The 21,303-nt window shown below is 60.9% G+C and carries 19 protein-coding genes; 15 read left to right on the top strand and 4 right to left on the bottom strand.

Translation table 11 applies throughout. The features are described 5' to 3' along the window. The first annotated feature begins 110 nt into the window (after nucleotides 1–110). From HEP69_RS00870 to HEP69_RS00850, 5 genes are all read left to right on the top strand, one after another. Entirely contained in the window at nucleotides 111–890 is a 780-nt protein-coding gene (locus tag HEP69_RS00870; protein WP_290556619.1) for a helix-turn-helix domain-containing protein, read from the top strand. Between the two features lie 97 nt (nucleotides 891–987). After that, nucleotides 988–2,250: an aconitase family protein gene (locus tag HEP69_RS00865; RefSeq protein WP_290556618.1), complete on the top strand. Its 1,263-nt coding sequence runs from the start codon at nucleotides 988–990 to the stop codon at nucleotides 2,248–2,250. Nucleotides 2,251–2,254: 4 nt separating this feature from the next. Further along, nucleotides 2,255–2,779, top strand: coding sequence for a hypothetical protein (locus tag HEP69_RS00860; RefSeq protein WP_290556617.1), 525 nt, complete (start codon nucleotides 2,255–2,257; stop codon nucleotides 2,777–2,779). Then, nucleotides 2,773–3,666 carry an isocitrate lyase/PEP mutase family protein gene (locus HEP69_RS00855; RefSeq protein WP_290556616.1) on the top strand — a complete coding sequence of 298 codons (894 nt, stop codon included), beginning with the start codon at nucleotides 2,773–2,775 and terminating at the stop codon, nucleotides 3,664–3,666. The genes HEP69_RS00860 and HEP69_RS00855 overlap by 7 nt, the downstream gene beginning before the upstream one ends. A gap of 15 nt (nucleotides 3,667–3,681) precedes the next feature. Next, complete coding sequence (locus HEP69_RS00850) at nucleotides 3,682–5,298, top strand: hypothetical protein (RefSeq protein WP_290556615.1); 1,617 nt, start codon at nucleotides 3,682–3,684, stop codon at nucleotides 5,296–5,298. 85 nt (nucleotides 5,299–5,383) lie between these two features. Here HEP69_RS00850 and HEP69_RS00845 read toward each other — a convergent pair whose 3' ends face one another. The 3 genes from HEP69_RS00845 to HEP69_RS00835 all read right to left on the bottom strand — a co-directional run bounded on the left by HEP69_RS00845 (nucleotide 5,384) and on the right by HEP69_RS00835 (nucleotide 9,165). Continuing rightward, entirely contained in the window at nucleotides 5,384–6,916 is a 1,533-nt protein-coding gene (locus tag HEP69_RS00845; RefSeq protein WP_290556614.1) for a heme biosynthesis HemY N-terminal domain-containing protein, read from the bottom strand. Between the two features lie 14 nt (nucleotides 6,917–6,930). Continuing rightward, complete coding sequence (locus HEP69_RS00840; RefSeq protein WP_290556613.1) at nucleotides 6,931–8,373, bottom strand: hypothetical protein; 1,443 nt, start codon at nucleotides 8,371–8,373, stop codon at nucleotides 6,931–6,933. Nucleotides 8,374–8,451: 78 nt separating this feature from the next. Further along, the gene (locus HEP69_RS00835) at nucleotides 8,452–9,165 is read right to left on the bottom strand and encodes a uroporphyrinogen-III synthase (protein ID WP_290556612.1); all 714 of its coding nucleotides are present in this window, start codon (nucleotides 9,163–9,165) and stop codon (nucleotides 8,452–8,454) included. Between the two features lie 73 nt (nucleotides 9,166–9,238). Between HEP69_RS00835 and tsaD the strand changes: the two genes are divergently transcribed. Genes tsaD through HEP69_RS00815 form a run of 4 tightly spaced genes read left to right on the top strand, consistent with a single transcriptional unit; the run spans nucleotide 9,239 to nucleotide 12,849 of the window. Next, nucleotides 9,239–10,336, top strand: coding sequence for a tRNA (adenosine(37)-N6)-threonylcarbamoyltransferase complex transferase subunit TsaD (gene tsaD / locus HEP69_RS00830; protein ID WP_290556611.1), 1,098 nt, complete (start codon nucleotides 9,239–9,241; stop codon nucleotides 10,334–10,336). After that, nucleotides 10,333–11,295, top strand: a complete 963-nt coding sequence (locus HEP69_RS00825; protein WP_290556610.1) for an NAD(P)H-dependent glycerol-3-phosphate dehydrogenase — start codon at nucleotides 10,333–10,335, stop codon at nucleotides 11,293–11,295. The genes tsaD and HEP69_RS00825 overlap by 4 nt, the downstream gene beginning before the upstream one ends. Before the next feature lie 3 nt (nucleotides 11,296–11,298). Then, nucleotides 11,299–11,571, top strand: a complete 273-nt coding sequence (locus tag HEP69_RS00820) for a YciI family protein (RefSeq protein WP_290556609.1) — start codon at nucleotides 11,299–11,301, stop codon at nucleotides 11,569–11,571. 30 nt (nucleotides 11,572–11,601) lie between these two features. Further along, complete coding sequence (locus HEP69_RS00815; protein ID WP_290556608.1) at nucleotides 11,602–12,849, top strand: glycosyltransferase; 1,248 nt, start codon at nucleotides 11,602–11,604, stop codon at nucleotides 12,847–12,849. A gap of 7 nt (nucleotides 12,850–12,856) precedes the next feature. Here the strand turns inward: HEP69_RS00815 and HEP69_RS00810 are convergent, their stop codons facing one another. After that, nucleotides 12,857–13,969 (bottom strand): polysaccharide biosynthesis/export family protein, encoded by a 1,113-nt coding sequence (locus HEP69_RS00810; protein WP_290556607.1) that lies wholly within the window; start codon nucleotides 13,967–13,969, stop codon nucleotides 12,857–12,859. 169 nt (nucleotides 13,970–14,138) lie between these two features. Between HEP69_RS00810 and HEP69_RS00805 the strand changes: the two genes are divergently transcribed. The 6 genes from HEP69_RS00805 to HEP69_RS00780 all read left to right on the top strand — a co-directional run bounded on the left by HEP69_RS00805 (nucleotide 14,139) and on the right by HEP69_RS00780 (nucleotide 21,048). Then, nucleotides 14,139–14,924 (top strand): NAD-dependent epimerase/dehydratase family protein, encoded by a 786-nt coding sequence (locus HEP69_RS00805; protein ID WP_290556606.1) that lies wholly within the window; start codon nucleotides 14,139–14,141, stop codon nucleotides 14,922–14,924. Next, the gene (locus tag HEP69_RS00800; protein ID WP_290556605.1) at nucleotides 14,921–15,562 is read left to right on the top strand and encodes a sugar transferase; all 642 of its coding nucleotides are present in this window, start codon (nucleotides 14,921–14,923) and stop codon (nucleotides 15,560–15,562) included. Before HEP69_RS00805 ends, HEP69_RS00800 begins: the two co-directional genes overlap by 4 nt. Before the next feature lie 218 nt (nucleotides 15,563–15,780). Next, nucleotides 15,781–17,655, top strand: a complete 1,875-nt coding sequence (locus HEP69_RS00795) for a nucleoside-diphosphate sugar epimerase/dehydratase (protein ID WP_290556604.1) — start codon at nucleotides 15,781–15,783, stop codon at nucleotides 17,653–17,655. Between the two features lie 185 nt (nucleotides 17,656–17,840). After that, the gene (locus HEP69_RS00790; RefSeq protein ID WP_290556603.1) at nucleotides 17,841–19,949 is read left to right on the top strand and encodes a YjbH domain-containing protein; all 2,109 of its coding nucleotides are present in this window, start codon (nucleotides 17,841–17,843) and stop codon (nucleotides 19,947–19,949) included. Beyond that, complete coding sequence (locus HEP69_RS00785; RefSeq protein WP_290556602.1) at nucleotides 19,940–20,632, top strand: YjbF family lipoprotein; 693 nt, start codon at nucleotides 19,940–19,942, stop codon at nucleotides 20,630–20,632. Before HEP69_RS00790 ends, HEP69_RS00785 begins: the two co-directional genes overlap by 10 nt. 107 nt (nucleotides 20,633–20,739) lie before the next feature. Then, a complete protein-coding gene (locus HEP69_RS00780; RefSeq protein WP_290556601.1) occupies nucleotides 20,740–21,048 on the top strand; it encodes a hypothetical protein in 309 nt (102 codons plus the stop codon). The last annotated feature ends 255 nt before the right edge of the window (nucleotides 21,049–21,303 follow it).

Raw genomic sequence — 21,303 nt, 5'->3', positions numbered from 1 at the left:
CTACACCGATCTCGTCGGATCAGTCCGGAGCAATATCGCATAGCGGGGTTGTGCTGTGTCAACATGTAATTTATATTTCATCTAATGAAATTCTTTGACTGGATCGCTCTGTGACCAAGACCACTCAACCACGCGGACAGCAGGGCGCGACCCTGCCCCGTGTCCGGGCCATTTCGCGCGCAGTTGCCATCCTGCGCACGTTTTCCACCAATCAACCATACCTTGCGCTGAACGAGATTGTGCGCGCCACCGGGCTGGATGCGGGTACGACGCGGCGCATCCTGGTGACCCTGCGGGACGAGGGGTTGGTTCATCAAGACCCGTCTTCTGGACGCTATAGCGCGTCAACCGGGTTGCTGGATCTTGCGCGCGCCGTACCCGAATCGCTGACCCTCACCAGCCTGGTCGAAAGGCGCCTGATCCAGCTCGCCGTCGATACGCAAACGACTGTCTATCTGTCCATTCCGCATGGGGACGAGGCGCTTTGTACCGCACGCCATAACGGCGGTCAGGCGATCGAGGTGCGATGGTGGGCGGTGGGCGAAACCCGACCGTTTGACCGGGGCACGGCCCCTCGGGTCCTGCTGGCCTACAAGGATGAGGAAACGCGCGCGCGCCTTCTGGATGAGCTGGAAGAGGGGCGTGGCCTTTTGCGACAGGAGGTCGCGGATATTCGCGCCAATGGCGTGATTGTCAAACATGACGAGATCGCCACGGGCCTCTCAGCAATGGCGGTGCCGCTGTTGGATGATGAGGGGCAGATCCTTGCCGCGATCTCCTCCGGCGGCTTGACGCCGCGATTTGTTGGCGCGGCCCAGGCAGAGCTGTTGGCGGCCTTGCAAACCGCAGCGACCGACATGCAGCGCATGGTTCGTGGTCACGCAAGCTAGTATTTCATTATATGAAATTTTCGTTGTCAGTTGACTTTCTATCAGATCAAGACACACAATTACCTCGTTGGATCCGAAGAGAAGAGGACGTCGGCGCGTGGGATATACAATTGCCGAAAAGATACTGGCGCGTGTGTCAGACCGCGAAACGGTCCATGCCGGGGACGAGGTTCTGGCCAAGCCGGATTTCGTCATCGCCTATGATTTTCCCGGCTATACGGATGTGATTTTCCGCCAGATGGAGGAGGAGTTCGGCATCGACAAAGTGGCCGAGCCGGACCGGTATGCGCTGTTCATCGATCATATGGTGCCCGCCGCCACCACCGCCGAGGAGGAGTTGCACGAGATCACCCGTGCCTGGGGTCGCAAGAACAACGTGCCCGTCTATGAGCGCAAGGGCATCGGTCATCAGGTCGCGGCCGAGCTGGGCTATGCCACGCCGGGCGCCTTCGTGGTGCATTTCGACGGCCATATCTCCCAGCTTGGCACCTTCGGCACACTCGCCGTCGGCGTGCGGCGGCATCTGCTTGAGGCCTTCGTCAAGGAACGCATCAAGTTCAAGGTGCCCGAAACGGTGCGGATCGACATCACGGGCGCATTGCAACCCGGCGTGACGGCGCGCGACCTCTTCCATCACATCGTGCGTGTTCTGGGACCACGGTCCTGTCGCGGTATGGTGATGGAGCTGGGTGGCCTAGGCATCGACGCGATTTCGCTGTCGGGTCGGCAGACGATCACCTCTCTGGCGATGTTCACCGGGGCGATCACGGCCATCATCAACCCCGATGACAAGGCGCTCGCATACATCCGCGAACGGCAACGGCTCGATATCGACCCACTTTTCTCCGACGAGGACGCCGTTTACCACGCGCGCCACTCGATCGACGTCACCGATCTGGAACCCATCGCCGTCATTCCGCCCAGCCCTGCCAATACCCGCGATCTCAGTGAGGTTGCGGGCACCGAGGTGCAGGTGGGCTATCTCGGCTCCTGCGCGTCGGGCCGGGTGGAGGATCTGGCACTGGCCGCCGATGTGCTGGACGGTCACAGGGTGAAAGACGGCTTCCAGCTCAACGTGATCCCCACTTCTAACGAGATCATGAAGGAGGCTGCGGCACAGGGCATCCTGACCCGGCTGATCGCGGCGGGGGCGTTTATCTCGTCCTCCTCTTGCGATTACTGCTTTGGCCGGATGGGCGTGATGCGCGACGGGCAGCGGGCGGTTTCGACCGGCACGCTGAACGTGCGCGGGCGCATGGGGTCGCCCGACAGCGAGATCTATATCGTGAACGCCGCCGCCGTCGCGGCCTCGGCCATCGAAGGGCGCATCGCGGATCCGCGCCCTTATCTGAAAGGGTAACGCGATGGCGCTGGCAAATCTCAAGGGCCGCGTCGCCTGGATGTTCGAGGATGAAGACTTCGACGTTGACCAAATCATCGGCGTCAAAAATATCAAAATCAAGGACCCCGACGCGCTGGCCAAACTTTGCTTGGCCGCCGAAGAACCCGGTTTTGCAGACAAGGTCCGGCCCGGCGATCTGCTGATCGGCAATCACAATTTCGGCTATGGCCATCCGCATTACCCGCCGATGATCGGCATGCGGCAATTGGGCATCGCCGGGGTGATCGCCGAAAGCTTTTCGCCCGGCTATTGGCGGGGCGAGATCGCGATGGGCTTTCCCCAGGTCGCCTGCCCGGGGATTCTGACCGCCGTCAACCGCTGGGACGAGGTGGAGATCGATTGGCACAGCGCCACGCTGCGCAACCTGACCCAAGCGACCGAAATGGATTTCGAGCCGCTGTCGGACGGTGATCGCCTGATGTTGGAGGCGGGCGGTATCGTCGGATATCTGCATGCCCGCGAGGAAGAAGAGGCCAGCCAATGCTAGACCCCGATTTCAAAACGACTTTCGCCGCAAAGGTACGCGCGGGCGAAACCCAGATGTTGCCGGGGTGCTTTGACGCGATGTCCGCGCTCATGGCCGAAAAGGCAGGCGCGCAGGCGGTCTTCACCTCGGGCTTTGCCGTTTCGGCCTCGCATCTCGGGTTCCCGGACGTGGAGCTCTATACCATGACCGAGAACCTCACGGTCGTGCGCAATATCGCCAATGCGGTCACGGTGCCGGTCGTGGCCGATACCGACACCGGTTATGGCAATGCGATCAACGTGATGCGCACCGTGCGGGAATTCGAGCAGGCCGGTGTCTGCGGCATGGTGTTCGAGGATCAGACCGCCCCCAAACGCTGTGCCGCCGCCGCAAATCAGCTGGAGATCATCCCGGCTTATGAGCACGCCGCCAAGATCCGCGCGGCGGTCGAGGCGCGGCGCGATCCCGACACGCTGATCATCGCGCGCACCGACGCCATGACCGAGGACGACAGCATCGAGCGGGCCAGGATGTATGTGGAGGCTGGTGCCGATCTGATCCAGCCGATCAGCCGGACATTCACCGATTTCGCCGGGCTGAAACGGCTGCGCGATGCGGTGGGGGTACCGCTCAGCCTGCAAATCCTCGGTTGGCTCGAAAAGGACCTGACGTCGAAGCAGATCGGCACGGTCGCAGGGCTGGCCTGCTATCCGCTGGTTGGCTTGATGAGCGCTGCGCGCGCCATGCAGGACAATTACGCCCGCCTCATCGCCGATGGCGGTACTCTGGCCCTGCCCCATCCGGTGATGAGTATGGCGGATTTCAAAACCTTCATCGGCTTTGAAGAGATCGAGGATCGGCAGGCGCAATTCCTGCTGATGGACCTCAAGGCGGCAAAAGTGTCGTAAGGAAGGACGAAGAGAATGCCCGAAGATTTCACACGCATCGCCTCGGAACGGCCCCTGCATGAGCTTAGCGCCACGCCCGGTCGGGATCGCGTCTCGGCCCGGCCCAAGGGTGCGCCGACCTTCCAAAGCCCGCCCTTGCAGGCCACACGCCCGCCCCGCTGCCCACCCTTTGTGGAGGTGACGCATCCCGATCAGTTGCTGCCCTATCTCGAACATGTGGCGCAGCGTCCCTATAACCACGGGCTGAACGCCTGCTGGGATCTGCAACCGGGCGAGCGGGTGCTGCTCAGGGTCGATAACTGGCATTCCGATCTGGTCATTCAGGCCTGCCAGAAGATCCTCGAAAAATACGGTGTGATATACGAGATCAAGAAGATCGACCGGGGTCCGGTGCCGCAATGGATCGGCTCGGACGAGGTGGATTACTATCTTTTCCGCACCAAAGAACTGGCCGAATGGATGGATTGGTGGGAAGAGGAGGAGAAAAAGCAGACCTACGACAAGATCCTGATGGGCTATGGCGGCCCGGTCCTTGCTGAACGGTTCATCAAGATCCAGCGCATGCCATTCATCACACCGGAAATCCTCGCCTCGCCCGCGCATGCGATGCCGATTGAGGTACTCAACGCCATCGACCGCTGGACCTGGGACAGGGTGCGCACCTGCAAACGCGCGCGCATCGTTGACCCCGAAGGCACCGATATCGAGTTCACAAATCACGCCGGATACTGGGACAGCAAGCGTGAGTTCTATGACCCCGACCTGACCGCAGCCACCTGGACCACGAACGAACATTTCGGCAAGCAATACCTGCCCGGCCATGTGACGGGCCGCCCGTGGATGTTCCTGCCAGGCAAGGAAGACGGCAACGGTGTGATCGCGGGCACGACCAACCATATCGCGCCCTGCGACTGGACCCAACTGATCGTCGAGAACTCGCAGATCACCCAGATCAATGAGGGGGGCGAATTCGGCGACCGGTTGCGCAGGCTCAAGGCCGAAACCGATCACATCCAGTATCCCGAGTTTCCGGGCAAGGGCCTCCTTTACTGGTGGGAAGCGTCGATTGGCACCAACCCCCATGTGCATCGCCCGCGCAAGGATTTCCCGTCAGGCTTCGTCAATTGCCTTTACGAACGTGTGCGCTCGGGCGTGATCCATATGGGCTTCGGCACGATCATCAGTTCCATGGCCGAACGCCGCGCGGCGCGAGCGGGCCATCTGGTGGGGCACTGGCACCTGCATCTCTACTTCCCCACCTACACGATGGAGCGCGAGGGCGATAACGAAACGCTGATCGAAAACGGACGCCTTGGCGCGCTGGACGATCCTGCGATCCGCAAGCTTTGTGCCAAATACGGCGATGTCGATCTGTGGCTGGACGAATCGTGGAACCCGGCCGTGCCGGGGCTGAACATGGATGGCGACTACTGGGACCATTACGGGCGCGATCCGTTACACTGGGTCAAGACCGAGCTTGAGGTTTGCCGCAACTACCACCCGCTCTTCATGAAGATGACCGGGGCGGATGACAAATACTGCCACGGACCGGGTGCCGATTGGTGGAAGGGCGGCTGCTGCAATCACAGTGGGGTCACGGCACCCGAACTGCCGGGCAATTGCTGCGGCTAAGCTGGTACAAATCCCGATGTGACACGGCCCCGCTCCGCAATGGGGCGGATCCGATCTGCGGATAACAACAGGGAAAAGCCCACCTCTATTTCTCGCGGGCGAGTTCAGCCTCAACCGTTTCGGGTGGGTTTTCCTCGACGATGGGAGGGCCGATCGGCTCCTCCGTTGGAGGTATCACCTCTGCCGCGTCGACGACCTCGACCTCGGCCTCGGGGACATCCTCTTCGGCCGACTTGTCTTCCAGGCTGCCCACGATCAGCGGCAGCATCTGAACACCGGTGGCGCTTGACACCTCGGCGGCGGACGGGGCGCGCCAGCTCAGCGTATCAAAGCTCTGACAATTCTTGCAGATCGGGGTCCAGTCGGCATGGGCATGCTGGCAATTGTCGCAGACCCATTGTGGCCCGCGCGGTGCATTCAGCGCACGTGCCAGCCAGCCTTTGACAACCGCGTCCGGCGCCCCTTCACCCCGTTCAATCGCAGCCATAATCGTCAGCGCACGCGCATCGCCCTGGCTGTCGACCAGATCGCCCAGCGCGCGGCGCGCCTCGGGGAAATCCTCTGCCGCGAGGTTGAGTTCGGCCAGAACCAGGCGGGTTTCGGGATGATCCGGTTTGATCCGGGTCAGCACACCGAACCGCTTGATCCGCTCCTTCGGGGTCTCATTCGGTGCGATCTCGGCAAAGGCCGCAGCCAGTTCGGGGTGCGGTTGTACCTCCCAGGCCTTCTTCAATACGCGGATGGCGTATTTCGGTTTGCCCTTTTCGATATAGGAGCGCGCGGCCATGATCGCCGCCGGGATCAGATCCGGCGACATGCGGTTCGCCTCGATCGCGGCCTCACGCGCGTCGATGGAGTTCTCGTCGTTCAGGATCTCTTTGGCTTCGGACAGTGCCAGAACGGCGTCGCGACGGCGATGCACATCGCGCGGCAGGTTGCCGTTCTTCAGCTTGGCGCTCAGCGTCTTGCGCGCGCCGGACCAATCCTGCGCCTGCGCTTGCAGCGTCAACAGAACGTCCTGCGTTTCCTCGTGCTTGGGTTTGAGCTGAAATGCCTTTTCGGCCAACTTGCGCGCCGTATCGGTGTCGCCATCGGCCAGCCGCTGTTTCATGATCCCACGCACGCCGACGAATTTGGTCGTCTCGCTGGCGATCAGTTTCTTATATGTATCCTCGGCCTTTTTGCGATCCCCCGACAGTTCCGCCGCCTGTGCGGTCAGCAGGTTGGTCAGTTCGGGCTTTTGCAGATACTTCTCCGCCTTGGCGGCCTTGGCCATCGCCAGCCGCCCTTCGCCCGAGGCCAGCGCCATCATCCCTTCGGACAGGGCCTGGAACCCCTTGCGTTCGCGGTTACGGTCGAAATAGCGCGATATCGCCGTCTCATCCCCATTCAGGAACCGCCAGACCGCCACAAGGAACGACACCAGTTTCAAAAGGACCCAGACCGCGAAAACCAGAACCGCGGCGGCGATCACAGATTGCAGCGGACCCAACGTGTATTCGGTGCCAGCAACAGTCAGTTGCACGCCGCCTTCGGATTCCAGCAGGTATTCGGCGCCGAGCGTGAGCGCGCCCACGACCACCACAAACAAAAGGATCTTGATAAGAGACCAGAGCATCAGAGGTGATCCTTTCAGTTGCCCGCCAGAGAGGTTGCGAGATCATCCGCCGCGGCCAGAGCCGCAAGCCGGGCCGAGGCCCTGTCGGTCCATTCCGCCAGTGATGCCTGAGCGACCTCCGGCAGCGCGGCCAGTTCGGAAAGCGTCTGATCCAGATCGCCCTCTGTCAGGGCCGCTTCCGCCCGCGAGAGGATCGCATCGGGATCGTCGCCGTCGCGCGGCGCCACGGACCGGGCGCCCAACTGACGTTGCAGGAACCCGGTGACGCCGCCACTGGCGCTGTCGGCCTCGCGCGCCGTGGCGAGTGCGGTGCGGGCCAGCGAGGGGAAATCCGCCCGGAGCGCCGACAGGGCGTCGACGCCATCCGAGGATGACGCCAGCGCATCGGGCACCGAGACGCCCAGCGTTTGCAGTTCGGTGACTTCAGTCGCAAATCCGTCGCCGTTGTCCAGGGCGGCAAAAAGGCGCGTGACCGCTGCCTGAGCCCGAGCGATACGCGCGCTTTCGTCGGCATCGGCTTCCATCCGGGCGGCTTCGGCGATCATCTCTTCAACCTCGGCACGTTGCTGGGCCATGGCATCCTGCACAGCCGCCAGTTCGCGCTCATATGCGGCAATCGCCTCGTCGGAAACGGCGGCCTCCAGCGGGGCCTGGGCGATCTCTGTCAGGCGTGCCTCCAGCGCATCCAGACGGCCGGACAGGGCCGATTGTGCGGCGTCCAACGCCTGAGACTGGGCCGAAAGCCCATCCTGAACCTGTGCCTCGATCCCAGAAAGGTCCGGAGCAGGAACCGCAGGAGGGTTGGCCACTTCGGCCTCCAGCGCTGCAATCTGGTCACGCAGCGTCGCGATCTGTTGTGCTGTTTCATCCTGCTGCGCCGATCGTTGCAGCGTTTCGGGCAAGTAGGGCGCCAGCACATCGCTCGATCCGGCTGCAAATCCCAAGAGCCCGGCCAGAAGCCCGCCGATAAGTGCGGGAAAGAAACCGGCGCGTTTCTCGACGATCTTTTCGACGACGCGCTCCCGCTCGGGTGCCGATTCGGATTGGGTGTCCGCAGACGCCTCGTCCGACCGCGCCGCTTCGGTCTCGGTCTCGGTCTCGGTCTCGGTCTCGGTCTCGGTCTCGGTCTCGGAGGGTTTCTCTGGATCGCCGCCGGTCAAGCTCTCATCCTGCGACGCCCCAGCGTCGGCGTCTGGACCTTTGGCCCGCTTCGCGGCAGTGGTGTCGCCAGTTTCAGGGACGGGCTCCGGCTGCACGACCTCGGCATCGCTGGAGAGATCGGCCACGTCTTTGGCAAAGGATGCCGCCTTTGCCGTGCTGTTGTTCGACGGCCCCGTCTGATCCTCACCGGATACGCCTCTGTCGAGCGTCGGCGAAACAGTGTCTTCCGAACGGTCCTCTGGCTTGTTCCGGCTCTCTTTTGCCGCATCGTCAGATTTTGTTTTCTTCGCGGCCACGTCACAGAACCCCTTATTGATTCCTTTTCCACCCGGATGGGGCGCATCGCATGAGTTTAGTGCGCGCGCCTTAGGCTCTCAACCCGACAGAGCGGATTGCATCAGTTTTTCCACCAGCGCGCCCATCGACCGGGCATCGGGAGATGCGGCGATGTGGATCGTGCAGCCGGGCCTGTCGCCGAAAGCGCCCGCCACAGCAGGGCTGAGCGCTGCCAAAACCAGCGGTCGATCCGTCGCATCGGCCAGTAAACAAGCGGTTCTGGGTGAAAAGACAGGTGCAATCTTCGGACCTGGGTTATCTAGAAATCTCAAAGCCTCGGACGACAATGGCAATGCGATCTGATCATAGATCACATGCTCCCGGGTGGGCAGATCGCAGGCAGTCAGCCGCTGCGCGATATCGCCGCGCGCATGCCGTCCCCGCAAATGCACAAGCGGCCCGTCCGGTCTTTCGCGGATCAATCCGACGACCAGGGCATCGGCATCCGGGCCGATCTGATGCGCAATCCATCCCGCCTGGCGGGCCGCGCTCGCGGTTGCGCCGCCAACGCAATAGGCGGGCAAATCGCGCCCGATAAAAACGTGTTCCGCCGCCCGCACCGCATTGGCCGAAGTGAAGATCAGGCCCCGCGCCGTGCCCGTCTCGACCGGGTCGGTCCGGGGCACAATCCGGATCAACGGGGATATGCAGACAGCGGACTGAGCCACCAGCGCCGGATCCAGCTGGCCGAGAAAGCGGCGCGCGGCATCTTCGGGCCGGGTCAGCAAGAGCGTGGGTCGGGTCAGGGTCATCCGGTCCGCCGGGATTGTTTGCAGGGATATCAGGTGGTACCTGCGGAGCGTTCATCATGCAACGGCGGCACAATTGGCAAAAGACGTGATCATCCTTGGTCTGGAGAGCAGCTGTGACGACACAGCAGCGGCGGTTGTCCGGCTGAGAAACGACCAGCGCGGAGAGATCCTGTCCTCGGTGGTTGCGGGTCAGTCCGACCTACATGCGGATTTCGGCGGTGTGGTGCCGGAAATCGCTGCGCGCGCACACACAGAAAAGCTCGATGGCTGCGTCGATGCGGCTCTCACGCAGGCCAAGCTGTCCCTGTCGGATCTGGACGCGATTGCAGTGACTGCGGGCCCCGGCCTGATCGGCGGCGTGTTGTCGGGTGTTATGTGTGCAAAGGGGCTGAGCGCGGCAACCGGCCTGCCCCTGATCGGAGTGAACCATCTCGCCGGGCATGCGCTGACCGCACGTCTGACCGATGGGCTGGACTATCCCTATCTGACGCTCTTGGTCTCGGGCGGGCACTGTCAGTTCCTGATCGTCCGCTCCGCCTCCGCGTTCGTGCGCCTGGGCGGTACGATTGACGACGCGCCAGGCGAAGCCTTTGACAAGACCGCGCGCCTTTTGGGTTTGCCGCAACCCGGCGGCCCCTCGGTCGAGCGGGAGGCGCAATCCGGCGATCCCGCGCGGTTCGCCCTGCCTCGCCCTCTGCTGGACCGGGACGATTGCAACATGTCTTTTTCCGGCCTCAAGACCGCTGTGTTGCGGGCGCGTGACGGGCTTGTCGCGCAAAAACAGGGCCTAACACGGCAAGATCGGGCCGATCTCTGCGCCGGGTTTCAGGCTGCGGTCAGCGACGTCTTGGGCGCCAAGGCGCGCATTGCGTTGGCCCGCTACCTGTCCGAAGCCCCTGCCGCGCCCAGCTTCGCCGTCGCAGGAGGTGTTGCGGCAAATCAGACCATTCGTGCTGCATTAGAGACGGTTTCCTCCGATCTGGGCGTTCGTTTTGCAGCGCCACCCCTGCAACTGTGCACCGACAACGCGGCGATGATCGCCTATGCGGGCGGGCTGCGGTTTCTGACCGGTGACCGCGATGACCTGACCCTGTCTGCGCGCCCACGCTGGCCGTTGGATCAAAGCCAGCCTGCCCTTTTGGGATCAGGCCGCAAAGGGGCAAAGGCATGAGCGTATCGGTGATCGGATCCGGCGCCTTTGGCACGGCTCTGGCCATTTCCTTGGCCGGAAGCGGGCCCGTAACCCTCTGGTCGCGATCCTCCGACCAGGTCCAGACGATGCGCACCATGCGCGAAAACGCTCAGCGCCTGCCCGGTATCGCGCTGCCCCCTGAATTAACAGTCACGGGCGACATACGGCAGGCCGCCCGAGCCGAGACATTGCTGTTGGCTGTGCCAATGCAGCAGTTGCGAGCGGTGTTGCAGCTCCATGCGCACGTGTTGTCGGGCAAAGCGCTGGTTGCGTGTTGCAAGGGGGTCGAACTGGGCTCCCACCTCGGGCCCATCCGCATCATCGGAGCCGAGGTGGACCAGGCCCATGCGGCCCTGCTGACCGGGCCCAGTTTTGCCCGCGATATTGCCCAGGGTTTGCCCACGGCGCTGACGCTTGCCTGCGCGGACGCGGATCGCGGCAAGACCTTGCAACAGGCTCTGACCACGCAGAACCTGCGCCTTTACACAACATCGGATACGATCGGGGCCGAGCTGGGCGGGGCGCTGAAAAACGTAATTGCGATTGCCTGTGGCGCGGTGATGGGCGCCGGTTTGGGGGAAAGCGCACGCGCGGCTTTGATGACCCGGGGATTTGCCGAAATGGTGCGCCTTGCGGTCACCCAGGGGGCGGATGCGCGCACGCTGTCGGGCCTGTCGGGCTTTGGCGATCTGGCGCTGACCTGCACCTCGGCACAGTCCCGGAACTATCAGATGGGTTTCGCACTTGGCGACGGTACCTCGGCCCAACCCAATGCCACTGTCGAAGGGGTGGCAACCGCGCGTTCCGTGGCAGAGCTGGGTCGCGAACAGGGGCTGGACCTGCCGATCACGGAAACGGTTGCCGCACTGGTGACCGGCACGATAAACGTGCAGTCAGCGATTGCGGGGCTGATGACCCGCCCTTTGAGAGAGGAATAGCGCATGCGGTTTGCCCTGATGTGCAAAGACAAGCCCGACCACCTCGATGTCCGCAAGGCCAACCGCGAGGCACATCTGGCCTATATCCGGAGAACCGGTGTGGTGGAGATGGCAGGCCCACTGTTGGACGCGGGCGGAGCCATGGTCGGATCGCTGATCGTGCTTGACTGTGACGACCTGACCGCAGCCCAAGCCTGGGCCGATGCGGATCCCTATGCCAAGGCGGGTCTTTTCGATGTCGTCACCCTGTCGGCGTGGAACAAGGTCATCGGGTAGCACGAACGGCAAACACAAGGACCCGACGTCGTGAAAGTTCTCTTTGTTCACCAGAACATGCCAGGCCAATATCGGGAATTCGCCGAATGGCTGGGTACTACGGGCCAGCATGAGATTGTCTTTTTGACCCAACGCGACCCGGCGCCCAAGCTGACGGGTGTCAGAACCGTCCACTACGCGCCCCACCGCACACCAGCCAAGAATGCCTACGGCTTGTCGAAAATCTGGGAAGGGGCAACAGGCGCCGGTTATGGTGCCGCGCTGGCGGCGCAAAAGCTGGAAAAGGAAGACGGGTTCCGCCCCGATATCGTCATAGGGCACACCGGCTGGGGAGAGCTTTTGTTCTTCAAACAGGTGTGGGCCGATGTGCCTGTGCTTGGTCTGTTTGAGTACTTTTACCGACCGACCGGCGGACCTGTGGGGTTTGACCCCGAGGAGCCTGCAAGCCCACAGTCGCCGTTTCTTTTGCATGCCCGCAATAGCGTGCCGTTCACAAATCTGCATTCCGTTGATCGCGGGATTGTACCAACCTATTGGCAGCGCGACCGATTTCCCGAGACATTTGCCCAGATTTTACACGTGCTGCATGATGGTATCCGCACCGACCGGCTGTTGCCCAACCCGAATGTCCGCGTCCGGCTGACTCGACTGGAACGGGATCTGACCCGCGACGATGAGATCGTGACCTATGTCGCGCGCAACATGGAACGCACCCGCGGGGTCCACCAGTTCATGCGGGCATTGCCCAAGATTCAGGCGGCACGCCCGAACGCGCGGGTTATCGCAATTGGCGGCAACGAGACATCCTACGGTGCGCCAAGCAAACATCCGCGCGGTGTACGCGGCGAAATGGAAGCCGAGGTGGGCCACCTGATCGACTGGGACCGGGTGCATTTTCTGGGGCGGGTGCCCTACCCGGAGTTTTGCCGCATCCTTCAGCTCAGCCGTTGCCATATCTATCTGACAATGCCCTTCGTGCTCAGTTGGTCCTTGCTCGAGGCGATGTCGATGCAGGCCACGATCGTTGCGTCGGACGTGGCCCCCGTGCGTGAGGCCGTGACCCACGGGGAAACCGGGCTGCTGGTCGATTTCTTTGATCCCTCCGCCCTGGCACGACAGGTCTGCGACGTACTTGAGGCACCGCATGCATTCGCCCATCTCGGACCCGCAGCGCGACAGCACGTAGTGGAGAAATATGACTTCCTGACCCGATCCCTGCCGGGGCTGGTGGATCACATCAATGCACTTGTGCCATCGGATAAAGCGATCCGGATCTAGACCCGGATCAATTGTTTGACACTGCGCTGACCACTCCGAAGGCAGAGCCGACAAGGCCCAGAATCGTCCGCGCATTGGTGATCGGGCTTTCAGTGGCCAGCACAAGATCGCCGGGCCTGATCTGGAATTTCCGGGCCGAGAACAGGCCGTCACTATTGGTCAGGTCAACCGTGAACACAACGCGCTGCATGCGTGGACCGCGCTGGCCCGGGAGCACCGCCGAGGCGGGATATTCGCGCAGGATCAAGATGCCCTGCGGATCGCCACGACCATCGTTGATCCCCCCTGTGATCGAAAGCGCATCCATCGCCGAGATGGTATCCTTGGTAAAGGGATGCAGCGCCTCGGTTCCGGTGGCTCCGATCGACAGGAAATAGCGGCGATCTTCCTCAACAATCACCTTGTCGCCGCCAACCAGGCGGGAGTCGAGCCCAGGATTTGCGAACAGCCGATCAATCGAGGTGCCAAACATCTGTCCGCTCCGCACCAGGCGGATCTGCGGGTTGGCGAGCTGCTGACTTACGCCGCCCCCTGCCGCGATCAGACCAAGGACGGTAAAGTTGCGATCCGGCATTGGATAGCTGCCTGGAGTATTGACCCCGCCGACCAGATCAACCGAGTTTGACCGGCCAGCCGCCACACTGAGCTGAACCTGGGCCGACGGCACAATCGCCTCAAGTTCGGATTGGATCTGGGCGCGCGCATTGTCGGATGTACGCCCCGATACCACGACCTTGCCGACATACGGCACAAAGATCGACCCAGACGAAGAAACCCGGATCTCCGACATATCCACCGAGCGTTGTTCGAGCGACGTCAGGAGGGAGTTTTCGCCGCTATCCCAGATGCGCAGGCTGAGCATGTCGCCCGGGCGGATCAACTTGCTGCTTGCGCCCTGGCTGTATTGCATCCAGCTCAGTTCCTGCTCCCCAACCACGGGCCAGTCCGACAGGCTGGGCAAAAACGCGCGTGTCACCGGATAGACCGCGAAATCGGCGTCCGCGTCGTCAGCTTCCCTCAGGATCTCATTGTCGACTGCGGCACCGCGAGGAAGGTTGTTGCACGCGACCAATCCAAGAAAGGCACATGTCAAGCCAACTGCCCGAAGGAATACAATCATTTATGCGAGGCCTTATAAACTCTAGTATGACGGTCGTGCGATCGCGCCCAAACCGTTGCAATTTCTTGGCCGTAAGATACTGCATGGTCCCATGCCGTCAACGCCAACTATTCCCACTGATCAATTTCCGGCCACCTTGGTCATGGGGGGGTCCGGGCGTCTGGCCCGAATGCTCCGCGGGTTTTGGAAAGATCGGCCTGTTTCATGGCTGTCCCGCGCGGGAGGGGCCGGTCTGATCGCAAACGATCCGCTGAACGATCCGCGCGGGCTCAGCCGGGCTGCGATGGGTCAGGGCGCGGTGCTGTGTCTGGCCGGTATTGTATCGAACACGGCGGATCTGTCCGCAAACACCGATCTGGCGCTAGCCGGGATCCGCGCGGCAGCCGAGGCGGGCGGAATACCGGTATTGCTGAGCTCGAGTGCCGCGGTCTATGGACGCGGGGACCGCAGCTGGACCGAGCAGGACATCACCCGGCCCGAGAGCAGGTATGGCCAGGCAAAGCTGAGGATGGAGGATCACGCCCTGGCGTTGGGCGAAAAACTGTCGGTCCCGGTCTGCAACCTCAGGATCGGTAATGTCGCAGGCGCGGATACATTTCTGGCCGGTTGGCGCCAGCCGTTCGGCCTGCATCAATTTGCGGACGGCACGACCCTGCGGCGCAGCTATATCGGGCCGCGGGCTCTGTCCGACGCGCTCGCTGATTTGCTGGCCCGTGGGCGCCAGTTGCCCAATCGCCTGAACCTTGCCCTACCCGGCGCCGTTGATGTGGGTGAGCTGATGACATGCGCTGATCTGGCCTGGACACCTGTTGTTGCCCCACACACCGCCATCCCCAAGGTTGAGATGGATGTGGCGCTGCTGAACCGATTTCACAGCTTTGCGCCCGGGGCCGGCGAGCCCAGCGCGATCATCGGAGACTGGCGTCGCTGGAAAGAGACAGGAGAGACCCCATGACCCCGCTGAAACGCACAATGGATATCGTGTTTTCGATCCTGCTGATGGTGATCCTCTTCCCGGTGTTTGCGGGTCTCCTCATCTGGCTGTTGCGCACGCAGGGCAGGCCGCTGTTTTATGCCGCTGAACGGATGAAGTCACCGACGGAAGGGTTTCGTCTTTGGAAATTCCGCACAATGACAGTGGCCGATGCCGATAGCGGTGTATCGGGCGGAGACAAGATATCGCGGATCACACCTGTCGGGGCGCGGCTGCGGGCCAAACGGTTGGATGAAATCCCGCAGCTTTGGAACATCCTCAAGGGGGATATCAGCTTTGTCGGCCCGCGCCCGCCTTTGCGCAGCTATGTGACCCGGTTCCCAAAGACCTATGACGCGGTTCTCAAGAGCAAACCGGGCGTGACCGGATTGGCAACGCTGACGTTTCACCGGCACGAGACCGAGCTTTTGTCCAGATCCGCCACTCCGGCCGAGACCGATGAGATCTATTGCCGTGTCTGTATCCCGAAAAAGGCCAAGCTCGACTTGATTTATCAGAAGAATCAGTCGATCTGCTACGATTTCCTGCTGGTGTTTCAAACCATCGGAGAGTTGTTTTCCCGCACGCCACGCTCTAAAGGCGCACAAAAAAAGGGCTAGAAGAGCAAGAAATGGCCGAAAATGGACCGATTCCGTACCAATCTCTTTCCTCACCGTGCATTTTTTGTCATGAACGGTCGGGTAATTTAAGCTCACGTAGTTGCGTGAGTGAATCTAAGTCATTTTAACAGGCCGGACATATCCACAGTCAATTGTTGGTGGTTTTGGTTGCGTGGTACAGGCGTTCGGTATGGTAGGTTTCGGGGGATTATTGCCGGATGTTGGCATTGATTAAGCAGCTGACTCGCCGTCAGAAAAGTATGATCGTTTTATCAATCGATCTGCTCTTGCTCTGCATCGCAGCAGTCATCGCCTTCGGTATGGAAAGCCTTCCGGGCGGAAGCCTTTCTGCCTTTGCCAACTATATTCCAGTTTTGCCCTATATCCTTTTCGGGGCCACCCTTCTGTCTGTTTGGATGGGCCTCTCGTCAACCCAGCTGGTGATGTACGACAGCCGGTCAATCGGTTTGACCGCAATTTATGCGATCAGCCTCGGCGCATTGTCCGCCACTGTTTCCACGATCGTAGGGCTAGACCTGAACATGAATGTTCACGCCGTCTTTGGACTGGTTTACTTCCTATTGATCGCCGTCAGCCGCGCCATATTACTGCAAGTCGTTCAGGCGCTTTACCGGCGCGGGGAACAGCGCTGCCGTGTTCTGATCTACGGGGCGGGCACGACCGGCGTTCAACTGGTTTCTGCCTTTCAATCCAACCGCGAGATCGAGGCCGTGGCCTTTGTCGACGACAACGCCGCTTTGCGTGGCCTGACGGTCGCGGGCCTCCAAGTGTATTCGCCGATGAAGATTGGCGAAATCGTAAAGGCTCGGAAAATTGACCGGGTCCTGCTGGCCATGCCGTCGCAAAGCCAACCGAAACAGGCGCAGATCGCACGTCGCCTGCAAAAGATGGGTCTGGACGTGCAGGCGCTGCCCTCATTTGCTCAGCTGATCGGCCAAGAAGAGTTGGTGGACAAGCTGACCCCCGTACCTCCGCAAGCCTTTCTGGGGCGCGAAACGCGGGACATGAACTTGGGCGCGGCCAGCGAGAAATACAAAGATCGCTCGGTTCTGGTCTCTGGCGGGGGCGGTTCAATCGGGTCTGAACTATGCCGTCAGATCCTGACTTGTCGGCCCTCGCGCCTCGTTCTGTTCGAGTTGAGTGAACTTGCGCTTTACAACATCCTGATGGAGTTGCAGCAGCCCTGCGACGAAAACGGCATCGAGCTGGTGGCGATCCTTGGTTCCGTTACGGATGCACGTCAGGTCCGCAAGGTACTGGAGGAAAACCAGGTTCAGGTCGTCCTTCATGCGGCGGCCTACAAGCATGTTCCGCTGGTTGAATGCAATCCGCTGACCGGTCTGGCCAACAACGTGTTCGGAACCCAGACCCTGGCGCGTGAATCGGCGCAATTCGGTGTCGAACGGTTTATCCTTATTTCTTCGGACAAGGCCGTGCGCCCAACCAATGTGATGGGCGCGACCAAGCGGCTGGCCGAGCTGCTGGTGCAGGATCTGGGCACACGTAACCCAGATACAGTATTTACCATGGTGCGGTTCGGTAATGTACTTGGCTCCAGCGGTTCTGTTGTGCCGCTGTTTCAGGACCAGGTGCGCCGCGGCGGGCCCGTGACGGTGACCGATCCGCGGGTTGTGCGGTACTTCATGACCCTTCACGAAGCTGTGCAACTGGTGTTGACCGCCGGCGCGGAGGCGCATGGAAACGAAGTGTTCGTCCTGGACATGGGCAAGCCCGTTCCAATTCAGCAATTGGCCCGCCAAGTGATCGAAAGTGCGGGCTATTCCGTACGAGACGACCTGAACCCGGACGGTGATATCGAGATCAAGATGGTCGGCCTCCGCCCTGGCGAGAAGCTGAGTGAAGAGCTGTCACTGAGCGGAGACCTGTTGCCAACGCGTCATCAAAAAATATTCTTTACCGATGAAAACAAGTTGTCCGAGATTGAGGTCGCTTCGATCATGCGCGGCCTGAAACAGGCTCTGGCCAATAACGACGAACAAGCCGCATTGGCCGTTGTTGCACGTTGGGTCGAGGACTATCATCCAGACGCCAGCGCAGTTAGAATTTCATGAGTGCAACGATCTGCGGTGTCGCTTCAGTACAGCGCATTCCGGCAATTCTGCGTCACGCGATAGCCTCGATTGCTACGGCGCGCCTGACATGATCTAAATGACCTAACGAATTTGGCAGGCAGGCGCGAAAAGCTGTGACGCATCCCACGATATTGAAGCGGAGATCGCGCGGATCTTGGCAAGCTATGGTCTTGTCGGTCGCCTGCGCGCTTGGTGCAGGTACGGCTGCCGCACAACAATCGCCAAATGCCCCGGCAGAGTTGCGGCCAACAGTGAACCTCTATGGGTTGCCGGGTTTGATTGACATGCCCACGGCCGAAGCCCAGCCAGATGGCGAACTTAACGCGACGGTCTCAACCTTTGGCGGGATTTTCCGGAACACGCTGGCCTTCCAGCTTACCCCTCGGATATCCGGCGCATTCCGTTATTCCGCGTTCCGCGACTGGAACTCGGACGGCTTTGAAACCTATTACGACCGAAGCTTCGACCTCAGATACCAGCTATTTTTTGAAGGCCGATATCGACCTGCGGTGGCCATCGGACTTCAGGATTTTGCAGGCACTGGCATCCTGGCAGGAGAGTACATTGTTGCAACCAAGACGGTGAGACCGGGGCTGACCGTTACCGGGGGCCTGGGGTGGGGCCGGCTAGGCAGCTACAACTCGATCGGATCACTCTTTGGGTCCAATAGACCGACGTTCGACGCGAGCTCAACTGGCGGACAGTTCTCCTTTGATCAGTGGTTCCGCGGACCCGCTGCGCCATTTGGCGGGATAGAATGGAGACCGTCGAACCGGCTGGGGTTCAAGATCGAGTACTCGTCGGACGCATATACCCAAGAAGCCGTCAACAGATCGGTCATTGACCGGGCATCTCCATGGAGCTTCGGCGTCGAGTATCAGTGGAACGACACCACCCGTTTGGGCGCATATTCTGTCTATGGCGACTCTATCGGCTTTTTGGCGAGCTTTGCTTTGAACCCGGCACGGGCGCAGAATGCCTTGCGTCTGCCCGCCCCGGGACCGCTATCCATCCGACCCAGCCGAGAAACGTCGCCAGAGCTCTGGACAACCGCATGGGCGGATTCAGAGACCCTTCAAGAAGACTACGCCCAGCGTTTGACCGGCCTTCTGAATGCTGAGGGCCAAACCCTTCTGGCACTGCGCGTCACCGCGTTCGACGTAGAGCTGCGGGTCGAGAACACACGCTATGGCAGCGCCGCTGCAGCAATCGGACGGATTTCGCGGATACTCGCGGCTGTGATGCCACAGACGGTCGAGACGTTCCGGATCGTGTTTGTGGAGCAGGGATTGCCTGTCTCAACGGTTGTACTGCGCCGTTCGGATCTGGAAGCGCTGGAGGTCAGGCCGGATGCCGCCGAGGTGCTGCAACCGCTGGTTGGCGTGACGGCGGCGTCTTCCGCTGATGCGCCTCCGGCCGTGCGCGGTGTCTATCCCCGGTTTCAATGGGGCCTGTCGCCCTATTTCCGCCAGTCGTTCTTTGATCCCGCCAATCCATTTCTGTTTGAAGTTGGTGTCAGAGCGCGGGCCTCTTATGAGTTCTCTCCGGGCTTCAGCCTGTCCGGGTCTGTCGCGCAGGAGATCTACAGTCAGCTGGACGACGCCCGAGTGTCAGGGTCAAATCTACCCCCTGTTCGCACACAGGGTCCGCTTTTCGAACAAGGCAGCGATCCGGTGCTCGAAAACCTGACCCTGTCCTATGTGCGCAGTTTCGGGAACGATTTCTACGGCCGTGCGACCGCGGGCTATCTTGAACGGATGTTCGGCGGCGTGTCGGCCGAAGTGCTGTGGAAGCCGGTTTCGAGTTCTCTCGGCCTGGGGGTCGAGGTCAACTATGCCCGGCAACGTGACTTTGATTCGGTCTTTGGGTTTCAGTCCTATGACGTGATCACCGGGCACGCTTCTGCCTATTACGACTGGGGCAACGGCTTTCATACCCAATTGGATGTCGGACGATACCTGGCAGGCGATATCGGCGCGACACTGACGGTCGACCGGGAATTCGCGAATGGCTGGCGCATTGGCGCGTTTGCCACAGTCACCGATGTGTCCAGTGCCGATTTCGGCGAAGGCTCTTTCGACAAGGGGATCCGCCTCACCATCCCGCTGAACTGGGCTGGTGGCCAACCGACCAGATCCACCGCAGGCACTGTAATCCGTCCCGTTCAGCGGGATGGGGGCGCGCGGCTGGATGTGCCGGGGCGGCTTTATGACCGGGTCAGATCCGGCCATTCCAAGCGAATCAACGATGGATGGGCCCGGATATGGCGTTGATTCGATCAGCAATTTCGATGGTCCTGGCCGCAGGCGTGCTATCGGCCTGCGGAACCTTGGGAGCGGACGATCCGTTACGACTGGCAGGGAGCGCGATCGGAGCTGCCATTTCGCGCAGCGAACCGTCACAGCTTACCGCGACACGGGCAGGGCTTCTGGAAAGCGGTTTTGACGAGCCGCTCCTGGTCGCGTCGATTCGTAAGCCGGTCGAGATTAAAGCCGGGCTGTTGCGTGTCGCCCAACCGCAGGGGATCAGCTTCTGGAGCGGCGCAGACGGCAGCACTGTCAAGACAGATCAGGGTGTCCTGGCAGGAACGGTCAGCGTCAACTATGATCTTTATTCGGCTCAAACCACTGGAACACTGGCCGCGTTGCAGGGGGACCGTTCGACGCCTTACCCACGCGTCTATCGTCATCTGAACGCACTTAATCAGCTCGATCTGACGCGATTCTTTTGCCAGATGTCCGATCCCGTGCCAGAAACCATCGTCGTCTTCGACCGTCAGCATCAGACGCTGCGATTCACCGAATCCTGTATCACCGAACGTCCCGGACCCACAGGTGTCGCCACGGAAATCGAAAACACTTACTGGAAAGACCCAAATCGGTTGTTTCTCTGGCGGTCAGACCAGTGGATGGGTGAAAAATCAGGCTATATCTTGCTGGAACGTGTGTTTGAATAGCTATGCTTGGCAAAAACTTACACATTGGGATAGTATGCATTGTGGCGGCTTGTGGACCGTGCTATCGGGAACGCAGGTTTCGTCGCCATTTCTTGGAGTGAATTATCATGGCTATCAAAAAGATACTTGCAGCAGCCGCCTTGGTTGCACTGGCCGCACCCGCGTTTGCGCAGGTCCGTGCCGTTTCCGAAGATGAATGCAACCGCGTGGGTGGAACGATCGAGGAAGACCGTGGCGTCTGCCTTCTGACCCCCGAACAGGCAGCAAACCTCAGCACGTCAGCGCCGACCCAAACAGCAAATCTCGGTGACGGGCTCGACCCCACCGTCGGAATTGGTCTTGCAGTTCTGGTCATTGCCGTAGCATCCGGTGGCTCGTCCTCGAGCACAACAACGACAGCTCCGTCCTCGAACTGAGTACTGCCGTCTAAGAAAACGAAAGGGCAGGCCTAAGGGCCTGCCTTTTGCGTTTATGTTGCGAAACTGGCGGCCAAAGTCGATAGTGCTGAACGGCTTGGCTGTCTGTTCATTTGACCATATTGGTATCCATGACACCCACACCCCCTGAACCCAGAGGGGCAGGCACCGCCAAGGATCGGGCGACATTCGGCCCTACGCCCGCGACTGGGCCCAAACCTTGGGCTTCGCGGTAGATTTCTTGCACAGCCCTAA

Source organism: Aestuariivita sp., assembly GCF_021404545.1.
Lineage (GTDB): Bacteria > Pseudomonadota > Alphaproteobacteria > Rhodobacterales > Rhodobacteraceae > Aestuariivita.
Note: the sequence above shows the minus strand (reverse complement) of the source record. Positions and strands in the feature narration are given on the sequence as shown.

Bases quoted from the DNA above. Each gene is read 5' to 3' on its own strand.
- HEP69_RS00820 (WP_290556609.1), top strand. From the start codon at position 11,299: ATGCGGTTTGCCCTGATGTGCAAAGACAAGCCCGACCACCTCGATGTC.
- HEP69_RS00850 (WP_290556615.1), top strand. From the start codon at position 3,682: ATGCCCGAAGATTTCACACGCATCGCCTCGGAACGGCCCCTGCATGAG.
- HEP69_RS00805 (WP_290556606.1), top strand. From the start codon at position 14,139: ATGCTCCGCGGGTTTTGGAAAGATCGGCCTGTTTCATGGCTGTCCCGC.
- HEP69_RS00800 (WP_290556605.1), top strand. From the start codon at position 14,921: ATGACCCCGCTGAAACGCACAATGGATATCGTGTTTTCGATCCTGCTG.
- HEP69_RS00790 (WP_290556603.1), top strand. From the start codon at position 17,841: ATGGTCTTGTCGGTCGCCTGCGCGCTTGGTGCAGGTACGGCTGCCGCA.
- HEP69_RS00780 (WP_290556601.1), top strand. From the start codon at position 20,740: ATGGCTATCAAAAAGATACTTGCAGCAGCCGCCTTGGTTGCACTGGCC.
- HEP69_RS00845 (WP_290556614.1), bottom strand. From the start codon at position 6,916: ATGCTCTGGTCTCTTATCAAGATCCTTTTGTTTGTGGTGGTCGTGGGC.
- HEP69_RS00795 (WP_290556604.1), top strand. From the start codon at position 15,781: ATGTTGGCATTGATTAAGCAGCTGACTCGCCGTCAGAAAAGTATGATC.
- HEP69_RS00860 (WP_290556617.1), top strand. From the start codon at position 2,255: ATGGCGCTGGCAAATCTCAAGGGCCGCGTCGCCTGGATGTTCGAGGAT.
- HEP69_RS00810 (WP_290556607.1), bottom strand. From the start codon at position 13,969: ATGATTGTATTCCTTCGGGCAGTTGGCTTGACATGTGCCTTTCTTGGA.
- HEP69_RS00785 (WP_290556602.1), top strand. From the start codon at position 19,940: ATGGCGTTGATTCGATCAGCAATTTCGATGGTCCTGGCCGCAGGCGTG.
- HEP69_RS00825 (WP_290556610.1), top strand. From the start codon at position 10,333: ATGAGCGTATCGGTGATCGGATCCGGCGCCTTTGGCACGGCTCTGGCC.
- HEP69_RS00835 (WP_290556612.1), bottom strand. From the start codon at position 9,165: ATGACCCTGACCCGACCCACGCTCTTGCTGACCCGGCCCGAAGATGCC.
- HEP69_RS00855 (WP_290556616.1), top strand. From the start codon at position 2,773: ATGCTAGACCCCGATTTCAAAACGACTTTCGCCGCAAAGGTACGCGCG.